Source organism: Suttonella indologenes, from assembly GCF_900460215.1.
Classification (GTDB): Bacteria; Pseudomonadota; Gammaproteobacteria; order Cardiobacteriales; family Cardiobacteriaceae; genus Suttonella; species Suttonella indologenes.
This window is the reverse complement of record NZ_UHIA01000004.1, coordinates 630,606-655,056: the sequence shown is the minus strand read 5'-3', so window position 1 is coordinate 655,056 and position 24,451 is coordinate 630,606. Positions and strand designations below refer to the sequence as shown.

General features: G+C 51.0%; 24 protein-coding genes and 1 pseudogene. 8 read left to right on the top strand and 17 right to left on the bottom strand.

The genetic code is table 11. The features are described from left to right. The 4 genes from DYC63_RS07250 to surE are packed head-to-tail and all read right to left on the bottom strand — an operon-like array spanning position 1 to position 3,692. The gene (locus DYC63_RS07250; RefSeq protein ID WP_115218613.1) at positions 1-1,611 is read right to left on the bottom strand and encodes a peptidoglycan-binding domain-containing protein; all 1,611 of its coding nucleotides are present in this window, start codon (positions 1,609-1,611) and stop codon (positions 1-3) included. 13 nt (positions 1,612-1,624) lie between these two features. Beyond that, a complete protein-coding gene (locus tag DYC63_RS07245; RefSeq protein WP_115218612.1) occupies positions 1,625-2,218 on the bottom strand; it encodes an NUDIX domain-containing protein in 594 nt (197 codons plus the stop codon). A gap of 9 nt (positions 2,219-2,227) precedes the next feature. Continuing rightward, positions 2,228-2,935: a peptidoglycan DD-metalloendopeptidase family protein gene (locus tag DYC63_RS07240; protein ID WP_115218611.1), complete on the bottom strand. Its 708-nt coding sequence runs from the start codon at positions 2,933-2,935 to the stop codon at positions 2,228-2,230. A gap of 7 nt (positions 2,936-2,942) precedes the next feature. After that, positions 2,943-3,692: a 5'/3'-nucleotidase SurE gene (surE, locus tag DYC63_RS07235; RefSeq protein ID WP_115218610.1), complete on the bottom strand. Its 750-nt coding sequence runs from the start codon at positions 3,690-3,692 to the stop codon at positions 2,943-2,945. Between the two features lie 181 nt (positions 3,693-3,873). Here surE and htpX point away from each other — a divergent pair, with 181 nt between their 5' ends. Both htpX and abc-f read left to right on the top strand, forming a co-directional pair. Further along, positions 3,874-4,740 carry a protease HtpX gene (gene htpX / locus DYC63_RS07230; RefSeq protein ID WP_115218609.1) on the top strand — a complete coding sequence of 289 codons (867 nt, stop codon included), beginning with the start codon at positions 3,874-3,876 and terminating at the stop codon, positions 4,738-4,740. Beyond that, positions 4,737-6,650, top strand: coding sequence for a ribosomal protection-like ABC-F family protein (gene abc-f, locus DYC63_RS07225; RefSeq protein WP_115218608.1), 1,914 nt, complete (start codon positions 4,737-4,739; stop codon positions 6,648-6,650). Before htpX ends, abc-f begins: the two co-directional genes overlap by 4 nt. Before the next feature lie 57 nt (positions 6,651-6,707). On the opposite strand, the gene truA is transcribed toward abc-f, so the two are convergent. Both truA and DYC63_RS07215 read right to left on the bottom strand, forming a co-directional pair. Then, positions 6,708-7,499 carry a tRNA pseudouridine(38-40) synthase TruA gene (gene truA, locus DYC63_RS07220; RefSeq protein ID WP_115218607.1) on the bottom strand — a complete coding sequence of 264 codons (792 nt, stop codon included), beginning with the start codon at positions 7,497-7,499 and terminating at the stop codon, positions 6,708-6,710. After that, positions 7,499-10,201, bottom strand: a complete 2,703-nt coding sequence (locus DYC63_RS07215; RefSeq protein WP_115218606.1) for a FimV/HubP family polar landmark protein — start codon at positions 10,199-10,201, stop codon at positions 7,499-7,501. Before DYC63_RS07215 ends, truA begins: the two co-directional genes overlap by 1 nt. Positions 10,202-10,344: 143 nt before the next feature. On the opposite strand from DYC63_RS07215, the pseudogene DYC63_RS07210 reads away from it, so the two are divergent. Both DYC63_RS07210 and DYC63_RS07205 read left to right on the top strand, forming a co-directional pair. After that, positions 10,345-10,841 (top strand): annotated as a pseudogene (locus DYC63_RS07210) (IS5 family transposase); the annotation flags it as partial. A 122-nt stretch (positions 10,842-10,963) separates the two neighbouring features. After that, positions 10,964-11,203, top strand: a complete 240-nt coding sequence (locus DYC63_RS07205; RefSeq protein ID WP_115218604.1) for a transposase — start codon at positions 10,964-10,966, stop codon at positions 11,201-11,203. Between the two features lie 13 nt (positions 11,204-11,216). Here DYC63_RS07205 and lysA read toward each other — a convergent pair whose 3' ends face one another. Together lysA and lptM are read right to left on the bottom strand one after the other, a co-directional pair. After that, positions 11,217-12,470 (bottom strand): diaminopimelate decarboxylase, encoded by a 1,254-nt coding sequence (lysA, locus tag DYC63_RS07200; RefSeq protein WP_115218603.1) that lies wholly within the window; start codon positions 12,468-12,470, stop codon positions 11,217-11,219. Continuing rightward, positions 12,463-12,597: an LPS translocon maturation chaperone LptM gene (lptM, locus tag DYC63_RS07195; RefSeq protein ID WP_112862624.1), complete on the bottom strand. Its 135-nt coding sequence runs from the start codon at positions 12,595-12,597 to the stop codon at positions 12,463-12,465. The genes lysA and lptM overlap by 8 nt, the downstream gene beginning before the upstream one ends. A 27-nt stretch (positions 12,598-12,624) precedes the next feature. On the opposite strand from lptM, the gene DYC63_RS07190 reads away from it, so the two are divergent. Then, on the top strand, positions 12,625-13,269 hold the full coding sequence (locus DYC63_RS07190) for an alpha/beta hydrolase (RefSeq protein ID WP_115218602.1): 645 nt from the start codon (positions 12,625-12,627) through the stop codon (positions 13,267-13,269). Positions 13,270-13,350: 81 nt separating this feature from the next. Here the strand turns inward: DYC63_RS07190 and DYC63_RS07185 are convergent, their stop codons facing one another. Further along, positions 13,351-13,665, bottom strand: coding sequence for a cell division protein ZapA (locus DYC63_RS07185; RefSeq protein ID WP_115218601.1), 315 nt, complete (start codon positions 13,663-13,665; stop codon positions 13,351-13,353). Continuing rightward, positions 13,658-14,077, bottom strand: coding sequence for a hypothetical protein (locus tag DYC63_RS07180; RefSeq protein ID WP_115218600.1), 420 nt, complete (start codon positions 14,075-14,077; stop codon positions 13,658-13,660). Before DYC63_RS07180 ends, DYC63_RS07185 begins: the two co-directional genes overlap by 8 nt. 180 nt (positions 14,078-14,257) lie before the next feature. Between DYC63_RS07180 and DYC63_RS07175 the strand changes: the two genes are divergently transcribed. Continuing rightward, on the top strand, positions 14,258-14,749 hold the full coding sequence (locus tag DYC63_RS07175; RefSeq protein ID WP_115218599.1) for a UPF0149 family protein: 492 nt from the start codon (positions 14,258-14,260) through the stop codon (positions 14,747-14,749). Here DYC63_RS07175 and rseP read toward each other — a convergent pair whose 3' ends face one another. The 7 genes from rseP to rpsB all read right to left on the bottom strand — a co-directional run bounded on the left by rseP (position 14,750) and on the right by rpsB (position 20,868). Beyond that, complete coding sequence (rseP, locus tag DYC63_RS07170) at positions 14,750-16,156, bottom strand: RIP metalloprotease RseP (protein ID WP_115218598.1); 1,407 nt, start codon at positions 16,154-16,156, stop codon at positions 14,750-14,752. A gap of 16 nt (positions 16,157-16,172) precedes the next feature. Continuing rightward, complete coding sequence (locus DYC63_RS07165; RefSeq protein ID WP_115218597.1) at positions 16,173-17,006, bottom strand: phosphatidate cytidylyltransferase; 834 nt, start codon at positions 17,004-17,006, stop codon at positions 16,173-16,175. A gap of 10 nt (positions 17,007-17,016) precedes the next feature. Next, a complete protein-coding gene (gene uppS, locus DYC63_RS07160) occupies positions 17,017-17,733 on the bottom strand; it encodes a polyprenyl diphosphate synthase (RefSeq protein WP_115218596.1) in 717 nt (238 codons plus the stop codon). Then, on the bottom strand, positions 17,733-18,290 hold the full coding sequence (gene frr, locus DYC63_RS07155; RefSeq protein ID WP_115218595.1) for a ribosome recycling factor: 558 nt from the start codon (positions 18,288-18,290) through the stop codon (positions 17,733-17,735). Before frr ends, uppS begins: the two co-directional genes overlap by 1 nt. A 9-nt stretch (positions 18,291-18,299) precedes the next feature. Further along, complete coding sequence (gene pyrH, locus DYC63_RS07150; RefSeq protein ID WP_115218594.1) at positions 18,300-19,028, bottom strand: UMP kinase; 729 nt, start codon at positions 19,026-19,028, stop codon at positions 18,300-18,302. A gap of 138 nt (positions 19,029-19,166) precedes the next feature. Beyond that, the gene (gene tsf, locus DYC63_RS07145; RefSeq protein WP_115218593.1) at positions 19,167-20,048 is read right to left on the bottom strand and encodes a translation elongation factor Ts; all 882 of its coding nucleotides are present in this window, start codon (positions 20,046-20,048) and stop codon (positions 19,167-19,169) included. A gap of 49 nt (positions 20,049-20,097) precedes the next feature. Further along, on the bottom strand, positions 20,098-20,868 hold the full coding sequence (rpsB, locus tag DYC63_RS07140) for a 30S ribosomal protein S2 (RefSeq protein WP_115218592.1): 771 nt from the start codon (positions 20,866-20,868) through the stop codon (positions 20,098-20,100). Positions 20,869-21,140: 272 nt separating this feature from the next. Here rpsB and map point away from each other — a divergent pair, with 272 nt between their 5' ends. After that, complete coding sequence (gene map / locus DYC63_RS07135; RefSeq protein WP_115218591.1) at positions 21,141-21,932, top strand: type I methionyl aminopeptidase; 792 nt, start codon at positions 21,141-21,143, stop codon at positions 21,930-21,932. Next, positions 21,907-24,444: a [protein-PII] uridylyltransferase gene (gene glnD / locus DYC63_RS07130; RefSeq protein WP_115218590.1), complete on the top strand. Its 2,538-nt coding sequence runs from the start codon at positions 21,907-21,909 to the stop codon at positions 24,442-24,444. Before map ends, glnD begins: the two co-directional genes overlap by 26 nt. Positions 24,445-24,451: the final 7 nt, after the last annotated feature.

Here is a 24,451-nt window from a genome sequence, read left to right as displayed (position 1 = left end):
TTATTTACAACGCAAACTCAAGACGGTGCCGGTTTTGCTGATGACCGCATCGCACTGCTTATTTGCGCCAGTGGCGAAATAAGTGCGACACCAGCCGGCATCCAGTTTTTGCCCATTGATATGACAATGGTTTTCCCCGCCGGTATAAACCAAAGTACCGCTCACGGTAACAAAATTGCCTTTGCGCACGCCGCCGCTGATGCTGCTGCGTATGGCGGTTGCCGTGGCATTACCACTGACCGTCGGCGCGGTGGAAGTGCTTTGCAGACGCGTTTGCCGTGCCAAAGCCTCTTGTTTGGCGCGCTCTTCCTGCGCACGGCGTTCTGCCGCCGCTTTCTCCACCTGCGCTTTGGCGGCAGCTTCCTGCTGCTTGGCACGTTCGCTTGCCAAACGCGCAGCTTCGGCTTGCTGCCGTGCAATCTCCGCTTGACGCGCCGCCTCTTGCTGCTGCGCTAATTGTGCCTGACGAGCGGCCTCCGCCTGCTGTGCCGCTTGGGCGCGTTTTGCCGCTTCTGCGGCTTGCTGCTGCGCTAATTGCGCTTGACGTGCCGCCTCCGCTTGTTTAGCTAATTCCGCCTGACGTAGTTGTTCGGCAGCTTGTGCCTGCTGCTGCGCCAATTGCGCCTGACGAGCGGCTTCCGCTTGCTGTGCCGCTTGGGCGCGTTTTGCCGCTTCTGCAGCTTGCTGCTGCGATAATTGCGCTTGACGTGCCGTCTCCGCTTGTTTAGCTAATTCCGCCTGACGTACTTGTTCGGCAGCTTGTGCCTGCTGCTGCGCCAATTGCGCCTGACGCGCCGCTTCCGCTTCTTTGGCAGCCAATGCGGCGGCTTTTTCTTCCGCTTCGCGACGCGCTTTTTCCGCAGCTTGCGCTTGGCGGCGGCGTTTCTCCGCTTCCTGCTTGGCTTTTGCCTGCGCCGCCAAAGCGGCTTTCTGCGCGGCAAGCGCTTCTTTTTCGCGCTGCTCAATCGCTACTTTGGTGCGCTCATTATCGGCAATCATCAATTGATACATCAGCTGATAATCGATTTGCCCGAATTCCGGATGGTCCAATTTCTCGCGCGTACGGAAAGCGCGCATGGCTTTTTGCGTATTCGCGCCGATGATGCCGTCCGCCGCACCGCCGCCAAAGCCTAAGCGGTTCAAATCTCTTTGTACTTGCTTGGTAATTTGCACATAAAAAACAGACAGCCAATCGCCGGAAATACTACCGCTTTGCTTTATGCCCAAGCTTTTTTGATAGGCTTTGACCGCTTGCTGGGTCGTTTGATTAAATACGCCGTCAATCGGGCCGGCATCATGGTCGATATAGCGCATGCCGGTCTGAATCAGGCGGATTAAGGCAGGGCTGTATTTGCCTTTTTGCGCGGCATGACCTTGTTCTAATAAGCTTTGTAATGATGTATTGCCCGTCAATGCCGCCACATCATATAAACCCAAGCCGCGTTCATTGCTGATGTCTAAGGGGCATTGCGCGCTTTGATAAGCTTCAATCACATGGTTATCGCGCTGATAAGCGGCGGCGAATAATGTCGCCGTATCTGTACAATCAAGGGCTTGCGCCCACTGTGCCGACAGCAAAGCCAGCAGCAAAAAAGGATAGCGTAAAGGCATTATCCACCTCTTTTTACATAAAATATTGCGAGTATTTCAAAACAAAGGCCTGCAAAGCGATGAGCAGGGTGGAATTATCCGCCTGCCCCGATTGCAACAGCACATAAGCCTCGGCAAAGGATAGGCGCACAACACGGATATCTTCACCTTCGGCACGTAAACCGGTATAAGCGGCGGTTTCATCGACATCAATGCGGGCAAAATATAAAAGCGTCCGCCCTGCGCTGCCGCCCGGACTGCCGTAATATTCATAAACAAATTCTAAGTCTTGGGCTGTGGTGCCGATCTCTTCCGCCAATTCGCGCTGCATAGCCGTTTCAGGGCTTTCGCCGGCTTTGTCCATAAAGCCCGCCACCACTTCTTTCTGCCAAGGCTGATCGCCCGCCGCCATGGCACCGATGCGAAATTGCTCGACCAAGACGAATTCTTTGCGTGCCAAATCATAGGGCAAGGCGGCAACCACCCGCCCTTTCTTGCCCAAACATTCGCGGATGAGTGTACCGCTGCGACTGCCGTCATAATATTCGATATCGACCGCGTAGCGGCTGACGTGGAAAAAACCGCTGTAAACGCTTTCCTCTTCTAAGACAGTGTATTGATATTGCATAGGATATTCCTAATAACGCGGCGTGGTGCCGATGTAGCCGTAAGGATTGACCGCCTTGCCCTGTTTACGGGTTTCAAAATGCAGAGTCGGCATATTTTGCGAGCCGATGCCCATGGTGCCGATTTGCTGTCCGCGGCTTAATTTCTGCCCTTCGCTGACGTTTACACTGTCCAAATAACCGTAGGCGGACAAAACGCGGTTGGGATGACGGATGATGACCATGCGCCCGAAGCCGGATAAGCCCGTGCCGGTATAAGCCACTTCGCCGGCTGCCGCCGCATGAATGGCTTGTCCACGTTGGCCGCGCAAGCGTATGCCCTGCCGTCCCGGTTGATTGGCGGAATATTGCTGCACCACGTCGCCGCGCGTCGGCCAAGTCCAGCCGGGCAAACCGGCACTGGTTACCGTCGGCGCAATCACTTTCGCCGGCGTCACGCCGCTTGGCGGCGTTAGGCGCAAACGCTGTCCCGCTAAGATGCGGTCTTTGTCGGCAATGCGGTTCCAACGCGCCAGTTCGTTGATATCCAAGCCATAGCGCCAAGAAATGCCGAATAAGGTATCGCCGGCTTGTACGATGTAGTCGCCGCTAGGCTTGAGTGCGCCGCGTTCGCCGTGCAATTGCTCGGCGGTGGGGCGGTGCGGATAAGAAGAGCAGGCGCTCAGCCACAATAAGGGCAAAGATAATATTAAACAATGTAAGCTATTAGAAATTTTCATTTTTTACTTAATCCAAAGCTAAGCAGCGCTCAATAGCGGCAAGCTGTGCGCAGTGAGTTAAATCAAATTGCAAGGGCGTAACCGATACATAGCCTTGCGCCACTGCGGCAAAATCCGTATCCGCCTGCGCATCGTCTGCCATGCCGAAAGCGCCGATCCATAAATATTCGTCGCCGCGCGGACTGTTAACGCGTTGTATGGGCTGCGCCGGCAAACGTCGCCCCAAAACAGTCGTTTTAAACCCCTTAATCTCCGCATAGGGTAAATCCGGAATATTGACGTTTAAAAACGTTCCCTGCGGCAGGGTATGTTTTTGCAGACGTTTCAGCAAATCCACAACGAGCAAAGCAGAATCGGCAAAATGCTGAGAACGATGTGAAACATTAGACACCGCCATCGCCGGAAAGCCCAAATTCCGCCCCTCATAAGCTGCCGCCACCGTGCCGGAATACATCACATCATCGCCTAAATTCGCCCCGCGGTTGATGCCTGAAACCACCATATCGACTTTATGTTCAAAATAACCGTTTAATGCCAAATGCACGCAGTCGGAAGGCGTGCCGTCCACGCTGAAGACATCGTTACCGTGCGCCTGCACGGACAAAGGGCGCGAGAGCGTTAAAGAATGACTGGCGCCGCTCATATTGCGATCAGGCGCCATAATCAGCACGCGGTCGGCATAGCTGCGCAAAGCCGATGCTAAAGCCTGCAAACCGGGCGCTAAATAACCGTCGTCATTTGAGAGTAAAATTAACATAAACACCTCAGCAAAAATTGCTCGTCAATTTACCTTAAGCTAACCCCCTTTATCAAGCCGAAAACATAGAAAAACCGAATTTGCTCAAAGGCGATGCGTTACATGCCCTGCAGCGGAAAAAGCAATTTTTTCCGCTTATGTTATTATCCGCCCTTTCAATCATCTTGCAGGAAAGAATTCTATGAAAGCCGTTTTTCTACTGATAGCGACCAATTTAGGCGTCATGGCAGTACTCAGCCTTGTCTTACAAATACTCGGCATCAATCAAATGCTAAATCAATCGGGCATGAACATGCAGAATTTGCTGATATACGCCAGCATTTACGGCTTTGCCGGTTCATTTATCTCTCTGCTCATGTCGAAAAACTTGGCAAAGCGGCAAATGCGCGTGCAACTGATTGATGCCGGCACGTCCAATCCTAGCGAACGCTGGCTTTACGACACCGTCAAACGCCAAGCGGAAAAAAGCGGGGTCGGCATGCCGGAAGTCGGTATTTTCCAGCAGCCTGCACCCAATGCTTTCGCCACAGGGCATAATAAAGATGCCGCCTTGGTTGCCGTCAGCACCGGCTTACTGCAACACATGAACGCCGATGAAATCGAAGCGGTTCTGGGGCATGAAATGGCGCATGTGAAAAACGGCGATATGGTAACCTCTGCTCTCATTCAAGGCACGATTAACGCCTTTGTCATCGTCTTTGCCAGTCTTATCAGTAGCCTGCTTGCGCGCGGCAACCGCCGCCAATCCGGCGCGGCATTTCACGGCACCTATATGCTCTTGCAAATGCTATTAGGATTCTTAGGCTCGATGGTCGTCATGTGGCATTCGCGCCACCGCGAATTTACCGCCGACCGCGGCGGCGCCGAACTGGCCGGCAAACACAAAATGATTGCCGCCCTGCGCCGCTTAGAACAAACCCAAGCCGCCGGCGCACAAGGCGCTTTGGCGAAAGACTTCAAAGCCTTCGGCATCGTACCGATGAGTGGACTCTTTTCCACCCACCCGCCGCTGGCAAAACGCATCGCCGCACTCGAGCAAAATCTATGATTACACTCAACCAATTACGCCTAAGCCGCGGCAGCGACATCCTCTTCTCACAAGCCGATGCCGCTATTTACGGCGGACAAAGAATCGGCTTAGTCGGCAATAACGGCTGCGGCAAATCCAGTCTGTTTGCTCTGCTGCGCGGCGAAATCGAAGCCGATAGCGGTGAACTCATCATGCCGCCGGATTGGCGCATTGCTAGCGTCCGCCAAGAAACCCCCTCTCTGCCGCAATCCGCGCTTGATTACGTACTTGACGGACATCAGCCCTATCGCCAAGCGCAACATGCGCTCAAACAGGCAGAACAAGAAGCAAATGGACTCGCCATCGCCGCCGCACACGAGCAATTAGCCGCCATTCACGGCTATGCCCTGCCCGCCCAAGCCGGCGAACTCCTCAGCGGCTTAGGTTTTCTGCCTGCGCAGCAGCAATTAGCGGTCGCCGAATTTTCCGGCGGCTGGCGTATGCGACTGAATCTTGCTCAAGCCCTCATCGCGCCTGCGGATTTATTACTGCTTGACGAACCCACCAACCACTTAGACCTAGATGCCATCATCTGGCTGCAAGACTTCTTGAAAAGCCACCCCGCCACGCAAATCATCATCGCCCACGACCGCGAATTTCTCGACAGCCTCTGCCAACACATCTGGCACATCAGCGGCAAACAGCTTGAAAGCTACCGCGGCAACTACAGCCAATTCGAGCGTATCCGCCACGAACGCCGCCTCCAAGCCGACGCCCAATATGCCAAACAAGCCGCCCAACGCGCCCATTTACAAAGTTTCGTCGACCGCTTCCGCGCCAAAGCCAGCAAAGCCAAACAGGCACAAAGCCGCTTAAAAGCGTTGGAAAAACTAGATGCCGCTCCGCCGCCGGCGCAAGAACAAGGTTTTCAGCTCGAATTCGCTACGCCCGAACATATTCCCGCCCAATTGCTCAAATTGGAAAAAACCGCGCTCGGCTATGGCGAGACTAACATCCTTAAAGCCTTCAGCCTTGCCATTGAACGCGAAGACCGCATCGGACTACTCGGACGCAACGGCGCAGGCAAATCCACCCTCATGAAAGCCCTTGCCGGACTTGAAGTTATCCAAAGCGGCGAACGCAAAATCCACCAATACTGCCAAATCGGCTATTTTACCCAACACTCGCTCGACCGCCTCGAAGCCACGCAAAGCCCCCTTTGGCATATGCAGCAAATCCTGCCTGCACAAAGCGAACAAGAACATCGCAACTTCTTAGGCAATTACGGCTTCGGCGGCGACCGCGCCTATGATGCGATTGCGCCCTTTTCAGGCGGCGAAAAAGCGCGCCTTGCCCTTGCACTGATTATCGCTATGCGCCCAAACCTGCTGCTCTTGGACGAACCCACCAACCATCTCGATCTCGCCATGCGCGACAGCCTCAACCTCGCCTTGCAAGCCTATGAAGGCGCAATGGTCATCATCTCTCACGACCGCAACATGCTGCGCAGCACCTGCAACCGCTTCTTCCTGATCGATCAAGCCCAAGTCAGCCCCTTCGACGGCGATTTGGACGACTACCGCCGCCATCTCCAACAATCCCTGCAAGCGCAGCTGGAAGCGACAAAACCCGATAAAGGCAGCCCAGCACCACTTAGCCGCCAAAGCCAAAAACGCAATGAAGCGGAAATCCGCCGCCTATTGCGCCCTTTCAAACAAATCTTGGAAAAAGCGGAAGCCAAAGTCACCGCATTAGAGACGCAAAAACAAACGATTGAAAATCGGCTGGCGGATGCCGACATCTATCTTGAAGAAAATAAAGACAAACTAAAGCAAATACTTGCCGAACAAACTAATCTCCAACAAGCTCTTGCGCAAGCAGAAGCGGCATGGCTGGAAGCGGCAGAAAATCTGCAGGCAGAAGAAATGAAATATACTCCCGAACCTTAGGAAACTTAATTTCTGCAGCTTCGCACAATATTCTTTTGAGCCGCAGAAGTCGTACAATCAACAGGGAAATAAAAGCGGAGCAGGCTGCGGAATACGATCTTCTGCCGGATAGTCCACGCGATAAAAATACAGACCATAGGCAGGCGCCGTCGGGCCTGCTTGGCGACGGTCTTTGCCGGCAAGTACATCGGCCAACCATTGTTTTGAGCGTCGACCATCGCCCACCATCAGCAAAGAGCCTACAATATTACGCACCATATGATGCAAAAAAGCATTGCCCACAATATCAATTAGTAAATAATTGCCACACTGCCTAACATCCAAACGATGCAAAAAACGATTAGGACTGGTCGATTGGCATTCCGCCGCTCGAAAAGCGCTGAAATCATGCTCGCCTAATAATTGCTGGCCGGCAGCTTGCATCAGTGCTGCGTCTAATGGATAGCAATGCCAATAAGCACGCATACGCCATAAAGCGGAAGCATAAGGACTGTTTAATACGATATAGCGGTAATGGCGCCGATAAGCATCGTATCTTGCATGAAAATCTTCGCGCACCGCCACAATCTGCTGCAAACGTATATCGGACGGCAAATAACGGTTTGCTCCTGCAAGCCAAGCATAGTCCGAACGCCGGGCATGGGTGTCGAAATGAATGATTTGCCCTAAGGCATGTACGCCGGCGTCGGTTCTGCCTGCGCATACGATTTCTATCGATTCGTTGGCAATTTGCCCCAAAGCAAGCTCTACTTGCTCTTGAATCGTCGTCGATAAAAAAGGCTGGCGTTGCCAGCCTGAATAGGCACTGCCGTCATATTCGACAAGTACCGCATAGCGATGATAAGACATTATGAGGGCAATTTAGCCATGAGTTCTTGTGCAATTTTTCCTTGTTCATCATTGCCTCTTTCCAACACTTCTTCTAGCCAGGCGCGAACTTTTGCCACTTTCTCAGGTTTGATGCCGCTATTGATATAGGCAGCTGCCAAATCCAAATTAATGCTCATTGCTTCAATATCAGCCTCAGAAACGCTTGCTTTTTCTACAGGCGCCTCTTCTTCAGGCGCATCAAAATCAGGCACTTCAAAAGCGGCTATATCTTCAGAAGCATCTTCTGTTTCAAGCCTTGGCTGCTCATCAATAAGCAGACCGCTATCTTCGTCCATAAAGGACAAAGCATCCAATACTGCAGAGTCTTCTTCTACCGCCGGCGCTTCCTCTTCAACCGCTTTCTCTTCATCTATAGAAGAATCGGCAAAGAAGTCGAGCGATTCTGTATCAATAGCAGCAAAATCATCTTCCATAAGAGCAGGAGCTTCATGGGTATCTTCGCTTAATGTGTCATCTGGTAAGAAAAGATCCAAATCATCAAAAACTTCGTCATCTGCTGTTGTCAATGGACTGCTTTGACCGGCTTTTGCATCCGCATCGGAGTCGGTGTCGATGAAAAAGTCTTCCACATCATCAAAGACATCTGTTGAAACATGGACAGATTCTTTTTGATGCGTTTGGCTTGGCTGCGGATCTTGATCAACATCGGCAAAGAAGTCATCCAAACCTTCAAATGATTGGCTGTCAATCTGAGTGGCGCTTATTTCATGCTGACTGTGATTTTGCACTTGCGCATCGGCATCGGCAAAGAAATCGTCTAAAGCATCAAGCTGCGCTTCATCATTATTGTCTTGAGAAGATTTGTCTAAGCTGAGCGGCTCAAGATCTGGCGCAGTATCGGAGGACTCGTCATTTGCAAAGAATGTATTGTCATAATCTGACTGTTCGACTTTATTTAGCGACAGGGAAGAATCATTTTCCAATTCATCTTCCTCAATCAATGCCGCAAGACGCTGTTCTTCCGCTTCGTCCATACTGTCGGCTAAAGCCTGAATTTCTTCTTCGCTCATATCAGTACCGGCAGCGGCTCTGCGTTTTTTCGCTGCCGCCAATCCTGCCAAAGCCAATAGCGCGATCAATAATCCCCCAATCGAGGCAATCGCCCATAATGGCAGACCGAATAAAAAGCCTTCATCTTCTTGTATAGGAGCAGCAGGAGGCGGTAGCGGCAGGGTATTTGCCGGCTTTTGCGGTTCTGCCGCTGCAGTTTGCGGTTCAGCTGTCGCTGTTGCGACGGGCTCGGCTTCCTGTGCCGGCATTTCACTTACGACCGCTTCTTCTACTTGAGCAGGCGGCACAGCAGGCTCTAGCATATTTGGCATTTGCGAATTGAGTTCTTGCTCGGCAGTATTTTCAGCGGCTTCAACAGGCTCGTTTTGCGCCTCTTGAATCAATTCTTCTGTACTCGTTACGATAAGGTTTTCATTAGTAGCATCGATGCTATTGACATCATCCAAAGCCATTATCGTATTAGCATCTGCTGAAGGCGCTTGCTCCGCTGCCAAATCGTTTTCTGCTTCTGTTGTCTGCGAACTTTCTGTGATGATTATTTCTGCCGTCTCAGCTGTTTCGGCATTTGGAGATTGCTCGGCTGCTAATTTTGCCGCCTCGGCTTCGGCAGCTGCAATTTCCTCAGCGCTCATCTCAACAGGACGCACATCTTCTTCATTAGCGGCTGAAGTAATCACATCTGCAATTTGTGCGCCTGTTTTTGCCTCGGCTTGGCGGCTTCTCTGATCTGCGGGCCGGGTTTCTTCGCTATCAGCATTGGCGCTGCTGCGTCGGCTGCTGCTAGAAGCACTGGGATTGCTTGGGATAACTAAGGTTTGTCCTGCCATCAGGCTATCCATGCTGTTGTTTGCAAATGCGCGGCGATTGGTATTAAAAATCGCGCGCATCATTGTTTGCACGGATACGTTGCTAGGACGCGTTGCATTAGCAATCGAATATAAAGTTTCTCCGCGTCCTACCGGTCCGTAACGATTGCCGCTGATGCGCGCGCTATTTGCATGCGCTTGCTGCGTGGCAGCTGCTCTAGCTTTAGACGCTGAGGCAGGTTGAGCGGAAGCGATAGGCTCATTAGCAATCGTCTGTCCGTGTAGGGCAACACGCTGCGCGCCCGGAGGAACGTCTCCCCAGCCAGAGCTATGCGGCGATGCTGCTTGAATAGTAGGATTGGGCGCCGCCATCGGTTGGGCTACCGCTTGTGCGGGCGGTACATTCATCACTGCCGGTGCAATACCTGCTTTTGCCGCCGGATCTGGATCTAAAAATACAGAATATTCGCGGGTATGGACTTCTGCGCCACTTCTAAATGTCAGAACAAAGTTTACGAAAGGATCGTTCATGCGTGCGGCGCTCGATACGGCAATCGTATAGGCATTGCCGCTAGGAACCAAGCGGAATGCCAAAGAAGATTGCTCAGGAGTTTTGACGACGCCGCGTTTGCTGTATTCCGCACCATCGGCTAGAGTCACACTGGCGCCTTGCGCTTGGGCAGGCGTGAGACCGTTAACGCGAATGGCTGCATTTAGGGGTTGGCCCATGTATGAATTCACTTGAATAGGACCTAAAGAGGCAGCATAAGTAAAATGCGTTACTCCCACTCCTAATGCTAAGCCAATAAGTGCCCGAATTGTTTGGGGGCGATGTCCTTTCATATTCTCTCCTTAGAAAAAAATCCTACCATGCAGGCATGATGCGCGAAATTATAAGCAGACTGCTCTGTTGTGGCAAGTAAAAAGCGCATTTACGACAGACTAGGGGCTGTTGACATACGTTGAATTAATGGCATGCTATTGATATGAACAGATTAATGCTAAGTGATACCCAATGGGCCAAGATAGAGTCGCTTTGCGCCGATAAAGTCACAGATGCCGGAAGAAGCGCAAAAGACAACCGATTGTTTATCGAAGCAGTATTGTGGATTATTCGTACAGGCAGTCCCTGGCGTGATTTGCCTGAAGAATTTGGTAAGTGGAACAGCGTGTTCCAACGCTATCGCAGATGGGTCAAGGCTGAGCGCTTTGCCGTAATCTTTGAAGCACTGCGAGGAGATCCTGATATGGAATACGCTATAATTGACGGCGCCATTGTTAAAGTCCACCGCCACGGACAAGGTGCAAAAGGGGGACTTCAAATCAGGCTATTGGTAAATCCAAAGGTGGTATGAGTACCAAAATCTTGGCCTTGGTCGACGCATTGGGCAATTTGGTTTCATTCACCCTATTACCTGGACAACGTCACGACATTGTCGGTGTCGAAGCGCTAATTAAAAACAAAGAGTTTAATGCTTTACTGGTATAGTCGGAGAAGTGGAAAAGTAGTACAAGGCGGCAAGCCGCAGACAGTACAGATAGTACGGCAAGGCGAGCCAACGCCGTAATACTTTTTCAATTCTTCGACTATAGACAAAGCCTTTGATGCAGATTGGCTTGTTAGAGGAACTGAACGAAGGAGCTTGCCAAGCGGTGATTGCGCCGACGAGCAAGCGAAAACTGCAACGTGCTTATGACCGGCATATGTGCAAATGGCGTCATTTGCTAGAAAATGTTTTCTGTGATTTAAAGGAGTTTAAGAAGATAGCCATGCCTTCGGAGAAAACAGACAGCTCCTTTGCGGCAAACATTTACCTCGCTGCAACCATTATGACCTTAAGATGATTGTCAACAGACCCTATTCGATAAAGCTCGTACCAATTTCATTTTCCCATAGCTGTTCATAAGAATCACGGCGACGAATTAAGTCGGCGGTGCCGTCTTCAATCCATACTTCCGCTGCCTGCAAACGGCTGTTGTAACGGCTAGCCATCGACATACCATAAGCGCCTACCCCGGCAATGGCGATTAAATCGCCCGCTTGGGCGGCGATAGACACGGCTTTTCGCAGCGTATCGCCTGTTTCGCAAACAGGTCCGACAATATCGCTCTCCTGTTCGCCTTCCATGCGATCAAGATTGCGCACAGGCGGCTGTGCTTGATATAGAGCAGGACGCATGTAATCGTTCATGGCGGCATCGATAATGACAAATTGCTTTTCTGATTGCTGCTTGACGCTCAGCACCCGACTGAGCAATATTCCCTGATTGCCGACCAATGAGCGCCCCGGCTGCAAATGCAGGGCATAGTCGCTGTTTGCCAAAACCTCGCTATATAAGGCAAGCAAATCCTGCGGCGCAGGCACTTCTTGCCCGGTCTGCATTTGAATGCCCAAACCGCCACCCATATCAATATGAGAAATGGCGATCCCCTGCGCGCGCAAACGCTCTGCTAATGATTTAATGCTTTCTACAGCTTCCCGAAAAGGCGATAATTGCGTAATCTGCGAACCGATATGACAGCCCAGACCGATAATTTCCAAATCGCTGCATTGCGCCGCCGCTTGATAAAGCCGCTCGGCATTTTCGATGGCAATGCCGAATTTATTATCTTTCATGCCTGTTGAAATATAAGGATGCGTTTTGGCATCGACATTCGGATTGACGCGCAAAGCGATTTTCGCTCTTTTCTCCATCTGCTTAGCCACATCTGCCAATTGCCATAATTCCGCTTCGGATTCCACATTAAAACAGCCGATTTCCGCGGCTAAAGCATAGCGCAACTCTTCTTGCGTTTTTCCCACACCGGAAAAAACAATATCCGCCGCCTTACCGCCTGCCATTTGTACCCGCCGCAATTCGCCCAATGACACAATATCGAAACCGGCGCCCCATTGCGCCATTTTGGCCAACAAACTCAAATTGCTATTGGCCTTAACCGCATAATGGATTTTCGCTTGAAGCGCCGCTTGCTGATAAGCAAGCAAACGGGCACGAATCTCATTGCCGTCATACACATAGAGCGGCGAACCGTATTGTTCGACCAAATCATGTAAAGCGATGCCCTGCACCTTTGCGCCGTCCAGCCATGCCCAATAAGCGGCCTTACTCATTAATATTCTCCTGTGCTTCTTGCGCAGGCGGATTGGCGCTTAGCGTTTCAGGCTCGGCTAAGTATAATGGACCTTTCTGACCACAGGCGCTGAGAAGCAGCGCCAACACTACAATACTTACTTTCATTAACTCTCTCGCTAAAAAAGGAAAATTATGACACAAGCACTCACACAAATCATACGCGGCGCAGATAAAAACGCGACGCACTGCATCATTTGGCTACACGGACTGGGTGCGACAGCCGATGATTTTCTACCCATTCTGCCTTATTTGTCCTTACAAAACAGTACGAAAATCATTTTCCCGCAAGCCCCCTCGCGCGCGATTACCGTCAATAACGGTATGTATATGCCCGGTTGGTACGATATCGTCGATTTTACTTTGCGCGATGCAGATACCGCAGGCATCGAGCAAAGCGCCGCTCAAATCCGTGCAATTTATCAAAGCCAAATTGACGCCGGCATTCCTGCTCGACAAATTTATTTCGCAGGCTTTTCACAAGGCGGCGTGATTGCCCTGCATCTTGGCACGCGGGTTCTCTGCGGCGGCATTTTAGCCCTCTCTACATACCTTGTCCAAGCGCAAGAATTACCTGTCGCCGGCGATGCCGCACCGGCAATTCTGCAAATGCACGGACATCATGACCCCATAGTGAATTACCAATTGGGAGAAAAGGCTCATGAAACCTTAAAATCTAAAGCTTATGCGCCGGTGTGGAAAAGCTATGACATGGGCCATGAAATCATAGCGCCGCAAATTAGCGATATGGCGCAATGGCTTAAAGCGCAGGGCTTGTAAAACACAGCCGTATCCGACGCATAATTTAAGGCTCTTAGCAGCATCAACGCCAAGAGCCTTGTATTTTACCAGCAATGACGCTCAGGATTCCTGCGTATTAGCCTCTGCAAGCGCCGCATCAAGCGCATCTGCCAAGCGCTTTGCCGACTCGTTAACAATACGGACTTCCTTAGTCAGAGTTTCTCTTTCCTGCTGCAAATCAAAAGCCATTTGAATCGCCCCCATCATCACCAAACGATCGATGGGCACGCGCGGATTATTGCGGCGCATTTCCGTTAATTGCATATTCAAATTATCCGCCGCTTCAATCAAGGCATTGCGCTCATGTGCTTCACACATCAATTGATATTCGCTTTCCAAGACTTGCAAATTGACTTTTATTTTCTGCTTACTCATGATCCACCCCTCTTACGCGCGCAATCAAAGCGGCTTTGACATTTCTTTCTTGTTTTAATTCCTGATGCAGCGCATCAAAGCGCAATTGATTTTCCGCCTGCTGTTGCTGAAAAGTAATATCATGTTTTTGTTGCAATTCCTGCAACTGCTGATTCAGCGCGGCGACATCTCGTTCATAGCGCGTATTCCATTGCTGCTCCAACACATTTAAAGATTCGCGATGCGAATCGCCCTGTGCGGCAAGCACTTCTGCATTCTTATCCACGGTTAAGCGGAATTCCTCTTGCAATTTGGCATGTTGATTTTGCAAATCGGCAAAATCTTTTTGCAATTTTCGCCATCGCTTTAATACATTGCTGGCTTGTTTTTCAATTCTTTTTAATTCATCAATTGGCAATCGTTCAACTGACATCGCATTTAATCCTGTTTTTCGTCTTTAACACTCCGCTGCTCATGCTTTTTAAATCCCAAAAGCCCGACGTCAGACTTTTTATATTTAAAATCATATGATTAATCACCATAATTTGATTTAAACCGCTACCGCAGCCGAAACTTCGCTTATACTACCATTTTTTTCACATAAGGACACATAATGCCCACACTAAATTATGCTGCTCTCGCCGCTTTAATCGCTCAAGAAGGCTGGTGGTTTGACGGCGCAGAACTGCACGGCATACTCAGTGCATTTTCCGCCTTCAATCAAGCCGCCCTCGCTCCCAACCTGCTGGCAGAAGCCGATGCGCAGCAGTTAAGCGAGGAATTGCTGGCACATTGCGACAGCAGTTTGCAAGACAATTCCCTGACTTATCAACTCTTGCTCAGCGACGAAGAGCCGCTGTTCTTGCGCGCCGAAAGCCTCGTGAATTGGTGCCAGGGATTTTTGCTGGCTTATCAATTCATGCAGGAACAGGGCAAATTAGAAATCAAAGACGAAAGCATCGGACAATTCATTGCGGAACTGCGCGAAATTGCCGAATTAGATACCACCTTGGAAGATAATGAAGACAATGCTCGCCAATTAACCGATATAGAAGAACATTGCCGTCTGGGAGTGCTGATGATTTATGCGGAATATCACCGCTGATTAGCGGATAACATAGCGCCACAGGTCGTTGAGTAAGACCAAGGCCATAAAACTCAACACAAGGCTTGTACCGATCCGATAGCACCAAGTCATGGTTTTTTCCGACAAACCTTTACCGCGAATGGTTTCCAGTGCAGTAAAGACCATATGCCCGCCGTCTAACATCGGAATCGGCAATAAATTGATTGCCGCCAAAGACAGGCTCACAATGCCGAGGAAATTCAAAAATTCTTCCCAACCGATTTTTAAGGTTTTACCCGCCGCATCGCCGATAGTAATCGGGCCGCCCATATTGTCAAAAGAGATTTGACGCTGAATCAGGCGTCCGAACATGGCAAAAGTCATGCGTACATAGCCAACTGTTTTTTCCACGCCTTTGCCCAATGACGTCAGGGGAGAATAGCGCTCCACAATTTCATATCGGGCGAAGAAATCGCGGTTAGGCATCCGCATCCATGCCACGCCTAAGAAAGGATAAGTTTTGTCCTCGACGATTTGCCGCCCCAACTGTCCGCTTATGCTGAATTCCTGCCCGTCGCGCAGAATATGCAGGGTAACCGTATCCTGCGGTTTCATCGCAAACAGTTTATCCGAGATGCGGAAAGCGCCGTCATGTTCCTGCAAGGCTTCGCCGTTAATCGCCAAAATCTGATCGCCGGCCTGCAAACCCATTTGTGCGGCGGCAAAAGTACTGCCTTCATGCAGACGGTAAGCAGCGCGATCTTTTTCCGTCAGCACCGCACCCACTTTCGCCGGCCACCATTCATCAGCCAAATACATGCCCAAAACGGGTGCCATATTCAGCTCATCGCCCGCTTTCAGCGCCGATAAATCCAATTGCACCGCTCCTTGCTGTCCGTCGCGCTGATATTGCACCTCTATCACGCCGCGATCGGCGGTCGCCAATGCCACATGGGCGTCGGTGGCCAATTTAACCGTCCGCCCGTCAATTTTCGTAATCACATCGCCTACTGCCAAGCCGGCATTAGCTGCCAAACTCTGCGGCGCAACGTGCAATACCGTCGGCGAAATTCCTTTCACACCCAGCATAAACAAGAGCGCAAAAGCCAAAATGGCAAACAACAGATTAACCGCCGGACCGGCAAAGGCAATCAAAAACCGCTGCCATGCCGGACGGCCGAAAAAGGTCCGCGCCTTATCTTCTGCGGGAATCTCTTCGCCATCTTTTTCGCCGTACATTTGCACGAATCCGCCTAGAGGAATCGGCGCTAGCGTATATTGCGTGCCGTCTTTTTTACCCGTCCAACTTAAAATCGGTTTGCCAAAACCCAAAGAAAAACGCAGAATTTTAACGCCGAAAAAGCGCGCTACCGCAAAATGTCCCCATTCGTGAATCGTGACCAATACGCCGATGGTAATCAAAAATCCTAAAATTCCCCAAATCATTATTTATCCCAATGAGTTAAATCATACGCAGCCATTCGAAAGTCAGCGCCCATATGACGATGGCGGGCAGCCAACTATCGATGCGGTCGTAAACGCCGCCATGTCCCGGCATGATGCGCCCGCTATCTTTTACTCCGGCGCGACGTTTTAATAAACTTTCATACAAATCGCCCAAAGCGGCATAGACCAATGCCGCAAGGCTCGAAACAAAGAAGAGTATTTTTGCCGAAAAACTCTGTAATAAAGGGTGATCGGAAAAGCAAAACAGCCACAAAAGCGTGCATAATGCGGCTAAAAGCAAGCCGCCGACAAAGCCTTCCCAGGTTTTATTCGGGCTGATTTGCGGCGAAAACGGCGTTTTGCCAATCTGTCTGCCGATAAAATAAGCCCCCGCATCGCTTGCCCAAATCAAGACCAATAAAGTTAAGAGTCCGATACCTGCTACCGCCTGATAGACCCGCATGACTGCCACCGCAAAAGCCAAATGAAAAATAAGGCATAGCAGCGCGAAATAACGGTCGCGCCCTTTGGACAAGACTTGAAAACGGTAGGTTTTCAATACATAGGGAACCGCCAACAGCCACAACAAGGCGCCGATATATAAAATCCCCGTCGCCGCCGCAGTCAGCGGAAAAAAGAACAATAAGGCGGCGCTTAATAAACCGTTCAAGCCTACATACATCCACAAATTGCTCGGACGCAGGGCGAAATCAAACATTTTGCCCACCTCATACGCCGTCAGACCCAAGGTCGCCAGCCAAAACAATTTAAACAGCCCGACAGGCGCGAGCAACAGCATGCTAATAAACAGCGGTATGGCGATAAGGGCAGAGATAATACGCTGTTTCATAAATCATCCTTTAAGTCGTACATAATGCGCCGAAACGGCGATCGCGTTGCGCATAAGCGGCTAAAGCGCGTTGAAATTCCTGTTCGTCGAAATCCGGCCATAGGGTTTCTGTGAAATACAACTCCGCATATGCCAATTCCCATAGTAAAAAATTGCTAATCCGCATCTCGCCGCTGCTACGAATCAGCAAATCCACCGGCGGCAAATCCGCTATCGGGCGTGCCGCCTCAAAATCTTGCAGCGACAATTCTTCCGATAGTCCGCCGGCTTGCGCCTGCGCCAATAAATTGCGGCAGGTTTGCAAAATTTCCCATTGCCCGCTGTAATTCAGGGCAAAAATCAACTGCATGCCCGTACAATCCGCCGTCAATGACTCCGCTGCGTCAAATTGGCGGCACATCTCTTCGCTCAATCGCTCTCTTGAGCCTAAAATCCGCATGCGGATATTTTGCGCTTTCAGGCGCTGCGACTCTTCGGCGATGCTGCGCCGAATCACGTCCATAATCAGCTCGACTTCCGCCGCCGGACGATTCCAATTCTCGGTGCTAAAAGCAAATAAGGTCAGCGTGTCGATCCCTGCCTGCACGGCGGCGGCAACAATCTTATCGACGCTCTTGCGCCCTGCGCGATGCCCGAAGCTGCGTGGCTGCATTCTTTGCTTTGCCCAACGTCCGTTGCCGTCCATAATGACGGCAACATGCGCAGGAACGGCGGATAATTCCGTCATTACATTTCCATCAGTTCTTTTTCTTTTGCCACCAAAGCCGCATCGATTTTCTCGACGTGCTTATCGGTCAGCTTTTGCACTTCGGTTTCGCCGCGGCGTTGATCGTCTTCGGAAATCTGCTTATCCGCAAGCAGTTTGGCAATCTCATTATTGGCATCGCGGCGGATATTGCGCACCGCAACTTTGGCATCTTCGCCTTCTTTTTTCACGACTTTAACCATCTCTTTGCGGCGCTCCTCGGTTAAAGGCGGCAAATTGATGTGAATATTCTGCCCGGCGGTATTCGGCGTTAATCCCAAATCGGAATTGATAATGGCTTTTTCGATTTTGCTGACCATATCGCGCTCCCAGATTTGAATCATCAGGGTGCGGTAATCGCTGACGCTCACATTCGCCGCCTGCGACAAAGGCACCATCGCCCCGTAATATTCCACTTCGATATGATCGAGCAAGCCCACATTGGCGCGCCCTGTGCGGATTTTGCTTAAAGCTACGTCCAATGACTGCAAAGACTTATTCATACGCTCGTCAGCGTCTTTAAAAATCGGATCTAACATTTTCTCTCCTTAAGAATGAATCACGGTTCCCACAGCCTCGTCAAAGACCGCGCGGATAATTTCATCAGGTTTCGTCATATCGAAAACCAATAAAGGCATTTCATTATCGCGACACATCACGATGGAGGTCGCATCCATCACCTGCAAATTCTCTGTCAGCACCTGCTGATAGCTCATTTCATCATATTTTACCGCATCGGCATGTTTTTTCGGATCTTTGGAATAGACGCCATCAACTTTTGTTGCCTTAAACATGGCATCGACTTCCAATTCAATCGCGCGCAAACTCGCCGCCGAATCCGTAGTAAAGAAAGGATTGCCCGTTCCTGCGGCACAGATCACCACACTGCCCTTTTCCAAATGGCGAATCGCGCGGCGGCGGATAAACGGTTCGCAAACCTCGTCCACGCGCAGAGCCGACATCACGCGCACCGGCACTTCGAGCTGTTCCAAAGCGTCCTGCATCGCCAAAGCATTCATCAACGTCGCCAACATACCCATATGATCGCCGGCAACGCGTTCCATGCCTAAAGCCGCCAATTGCGCGCCGCGGAACAAATTGCCGCCGCCGATGACAATGGCGACTTCCACACCTGCACGATTTAATACCGCAATCTCGCCGGCAATGCGGCGCACCACATTAGCATCCAAGCCGAACTGCTGCTCGCCCATCAAAGCCTCGCCGCTCATTTTCAACAAAATACGGCGATATTTCGGCGTTTTATTCTCTACATTCATGCGAACCTTCTTTTACTACTCTAGGATATGGCGCGCTATTTTACACACTCTCAGCCATGCGGCATAGACCGTGGGAAAAAAGCCTTGGCAGCGATAAAAAAACCGCCGGCAAGCGGCGGTTTCGGCAAGCGAAAAGTCTTATTGACCTTTTGCCTGCGCCATGACTTCGGCAACGAAATCAGATTCTTCTTTTTCGATGCCTTCGCCCAGTTCATAGCGGACATATTGAATGACTTTGGCATTTTTGCGCTTCAGTAATTCTTCGATAGTAATATCTTGGTCTTTGATGAATTTTTGTCCGAGCAAAGTGACTTCGCTGAACAATTTTTTCATCGCGCCTTCCACCATTTTTTCAATCACATTCGCCGGTTTGCCGGAATCTTGTGCTTTGCTGCGGTGAATTTCGTTTTCACGATCCAAGAAATCCTGCGGCAGAGATTGCGCATCTAAAGCAATCGGATTGCCTGCGGCAACCTGCATCGCCAAATCTTTTGCCAATTCCGCGTCGCCGCCTTCGATTTCCACCAAAACGCCGATTTTCTTGCCATGCAGATAAGAACCCAAAATGCCTGCGGCGGTTTTTAAGGTAATTACACGACGCACCGACATATTTTCACCGATTTTGGCAATCAGCTCGCGGCGGCGGTCATCAATGCTGACGCCATTGGCAAATTCAGCGGCAGACAAGGCTTCCACATTGGTCAATCCTTGCTCGCGCGCCACTTCCGCCACACGTTTTGCAAAGGCTTGGAATTCATCGCCCATGGCCACGAAATCGGTTTCGCAATTCACTTCAGCCAAAGTGATTTCTTTGTTATCGGCACTGGCCGAGAATACCAAAGTGCCTTCGGCAGCAATACGGCCGGCTTTTTTATCCGCTTTCGCCAAACCGGTTTTACGCATATGGTCAACGGCCGCTTCAATATCGCCATTGGTTTCGACGAGCGCTTTTTTGCACTCCATCATGCCTGCGCCGGTACGCTCGCGCAGCTCTTTCACTAATTGTGCAGAAATAGACATACTTTCTCCTTCAAAAAGACGGCGCTGCAAAAAACAGCGCCTTAGATAATTATTCGGCGTCTTCTTGTGCCGCTTCTTCAGCTTCGTTTACGCTTTCTTCCAGTTTCTCCGCCGCATCTTCTTGACCGCGGTTGACTGCAGTGCGTTTTGCCGCTTCTACCGCATCGGCGACAGATTCGACATACAGACGGATAGCGCGCACAGAGTCGTCATTGCCCGGAATGATGTAATCCACGCCGTCGATATTGCCGTTGGTATCGACTATGCCGATAACCGGAATGCCCAATTTGCGCGCTTCTTGAATGGCGATGTCTTCATGACCCACGTCAATAACGAACAATACGTCGGGCAATTGCTTCATGTTGCGGATGCCTGATAAGGCACGCGCTAATTTTTCGCGCTCGCGCTCGATGATGATGACTTCTTTTTTCGCTAATTTGGCATAAGTGCCGTCTTCGCTCATTTTTTCAATTTCTTCTAAGCGGCGAATCGATTGGCGGATGGTTTTGAAGTTTGTCATCATGCCGCCCAACCAGCGGAAATTGACATAAGGCATGCCGCAGCGGCTAGCTGCTTTTTCAACGGCTTCGGAAGCGCTGCGCTTCGTGCCGACAAACATGACGCGTCCGCCGTTAGCGACAACCGTGCCTAAGAAATTCAAGGCATCGTTGAGCATCGGGACGGTTTTTTCCAAGTTAATGATATGAATGTCACCACGCTTGCCGTAGATGTAAGGTGCCATTTTCGGATTCCAAAAACGGGTACGGTGACCAAAGTGAGCGCCTGCTTCAAAGAGTTCTCGCATGCTAACTTGACTCATTAAATACTCCATATTAAAGGGTTAAGCCTCCAAACGCCTGCCCTACTCAACGCGTTTTACGCGCACCCAAGCAGAGGATTTCAGCGTTTGTGTGTTTTCGATTTGCCTTTCGGCGGCGTGCTTTATACCATAGCCGCTTGTTTTTACCAAATTCTCTCGCATTCGGGCAGAGAGCATAGCGGCGCAGTCGGATATTTTTTCTCTTAATAATCATCATCCAAAGCGCTACTCCGCCCACACGAACAACAGGTCTTAACAGACAAAGGACTTTTATGAGTATCATCATTAAAAACGCGGACGAAATTGCCAAAATGCGCGTCGCCGGCCGCTTGGCAGCCGATGTATTGGATATGATCGGCGCGCATGTCAAAGCCGGTATCAGTACGGAAGCCTTGGACAACATCTGCGCGCAATATATTGCCGAGCGCGGTTCCGTCTCGGCTTGTCTGGGCTATGGCACACCGCCCTACCCCAAACATACCTGCATCTCGGTCAATCATGTGATTTGCCACGGCATTCCTAATGAGAAAAAGCTCAAAAACGGCGATATTTTAAATATTGACGTTACCATCATCGTCGATGGCTTTCACGGCGATACCAGCCGCATGTATATGGTCGGCGAACCCAGCATTCTTGCCAAACGGCTGGTGCAAAAGACTTACGAAGCCATGTGGGTGGGCATTAAGATGGTCAAACCCGGGGTACGCTTGGGCGATATCGGACATGCAATTCAAAAATTTGCCGAAGCCGAGCGTTTTTCCGTCGTGCATGAGTTTTGCGGACACGGCATCGGGCGCGGCTTCCATGAAGAGCCGCAAGTTTTGCATTACGGCAAACCCGATACGGGAGTGGTCTTGGAAGCCGGCATGACTTTTACCATCGAGCCGATGATTAATGCCGGCGCAAGACATTTGCGCATTCTGCCCGACGGCTGGGTCGCCGTGACCAAAGATCGCTCGTTGTCCGCACAATGGGAACATATGCTTGCCGTCACCGACACAGGCTACGAAATCTTTACTCTCAGCCAAGCCGAACGTGATGCAGGCATCAGCGCCGTCAATTGATTTTCCTTGTTTTTCGGCGGCAGAAGCGCCGCTTTTACCCTTAGACTACTGCCGCTTTGCCAAAACTTTCTTAGACAATCTCAGTCATCAACAAATCGCCGCGCTCTGCGCGGATTTTCCCGTTGCGGCGTGGATTGCGCATCGCAGCGAACAAATCGACCGCATCTTGCAGGGGCTGCATGTCCGTTATCCGCAGCGCGACAGCATCAGCCTCATCGCCATTGGCGGCTACGGGCGCGCGGAACTCTTCCCTCATTCCGACATCGATTTGCTCATCCTCTGCCCTGAAGGACAGCAATCCCAAGCCGAAGATTTCATCCGACTCTTATGGAATTTAGGCATCGACATCGCCCACAGCGTGCGCAGCCTCAGTCAATGTCGGCAAGACCTTGCCGCAGACCATAGTTTTCTTACCGCCCTGCTGGAACAAAGATTTCTCTGTGGCGATGCCGAGCTTGCCGCGCATATCCATCTGCTCTCGCCGACAACAGCCGAACAGAAAGACTTTCTTGCGGCAAAACTAAACGAACAGAAACAACGCGATGCGCGGCAAATTTCCCTAGGACGCTTGGAGCCGAACATTAAAACCGATCCCGGCGGATTGCGCGATATTCATATGATTGGCTGGGTACAGCGCTATTGCTTGGGGCAACAAAATTGGCAGGAGCTTCTCCGACCTGCCGAATATCGGCAACTGATGGACAGCCGCGACATACTATGGCGCATCCGCTTCAGCCTGCATCTATGCATCAAGCGTCCCAAAGACGTGCTGTCCTTTGAAGCGCAAAAACAGCTCGCCGCGCAATTCGGCTTCAAAGGCAAATTAGCCATTGCCGTTCAGGAATTTATGCGCCTGTATTACATCAGCGCCCTGCATATCCGCCGCCTCAACCGACTAGCGATAAAACTCTGCGACGAAGCCCTGAACAGCCCCGTCCTCATTCAATCTTTGGACGCAGATTTTATCCTGCGCAATCAGCGCTTAGCCTTGAAAAACCCGCAAAAACTCTCTGCCGAACCCGCATTTGTTTGGCAAATCTTCCTGCGTTTGCTCGCCCGCCCCGACATTGACAGCCTCTCGCCGCAACTGGGCAGGCAACTGCGCGAAGAATATGCGCAATATTTCATGCTCGAACAAGACATGCAATCGCATGCCGCCTTTTTGCAACTTCTCAGCCAAGACGGCAATCTCTACCGCGAAATCCGCCGCATTCACCGCTACGGCTTACTCAGCCGCTATTTGCCACCCTTTCGTCACATCGTCGGGCAGATGCAATACGACCTCCTGCACGAATACACCGTTGACCAGCACAGTCTGCGCCTATTCTATTTTCTCGACCTTTTCAAACAATCCTGCCCGCAATATCCCGAAGCACAAAACATCATGCACAGCCTCGAACGTCCTGCCATCCTCTATCTAGCAGCCCTCTTGCACGACATCGGCAAAGGGCGCCAAGGCGATCACAGCCAGATCGGCGCAGACATTGCCGCCGACTATGCCGCGCACAATCCCTGTCTCAGCACCGAAGAAGGCGAACTGCTCGTTTTCCTCGTCCGCCAACATCTGCAACTCTCGCTCACGGCACAGAAAAAAGACCTGAGCAATCCGCAAATCATCGCCGATTTTGCCGCCCTCTTCCCCCGGCCTGAGTATTTGGACTACCTCTATTTGCTCACCTTGGCGGACATTTCCGCCACCAACGGCAGACTGTGGAACAGCTGGCGCGCCGGACTGATGCACAACCTCTACCGCCTGACGCGCGAACATTTGCAGACAAAGCACCCCAGCCACGACCGCCATATCCAGCAATTGCAAGCCGCCGCACTCGCGCTGGCACCTCAACAAGCCGCCGACTTAAAGCAACTGTGGACGACACTGCCCGCCGCCTTTTTCAGTAATGAAAGCCCCGCCATCATTCTTGCCAAAAGTCGGGCATTGCTCAATTCCGAAGAAGAAAACACCGTTATCGCCCTCGACAGCCCCAACCAACGCTTATTTATCGCAGCGAAACAGCCGCCCGATATCGTTTTCGCCCATACCAGCCATTATTTGGAAAAAGAAGGATTTGATATTGTAGAAGCCCGCCTCTACCGCCAAAACCATGCGCAGGCGCGCACCTTGCAGCAATACAGCTTAAACGGACAAACACCGCTGAACGCGGCAATGATTCAAGCCTTGAAAAACAGCATTCAATCCGATGCGCCGCCGCAAGCGCCGAGTCCGCGCCTGAATAATCCTGCGCTTAAACATTTTACCGCCGCACCGCGCATCAGCTTCCGCCATCATGCGCGCCACAGCGAAATGGAGCTTATCTGCACCGACCGCCACGGACTGCTATCCTTAATCAGCCGCGTGCTGCTCGAACAGCATATCCATCTCAGCCATGCTAAAATCGCCACTTTCGGCGAACGCGTGGAAGACAGCTTCTATCTCAGCGACCGTCACGGCAACGCCTTGGACGCGCCCGCCGCAGAAGCCTTGCGCCGCCGCCTCTTGCAACTCTTAGAATAAGGAAAAC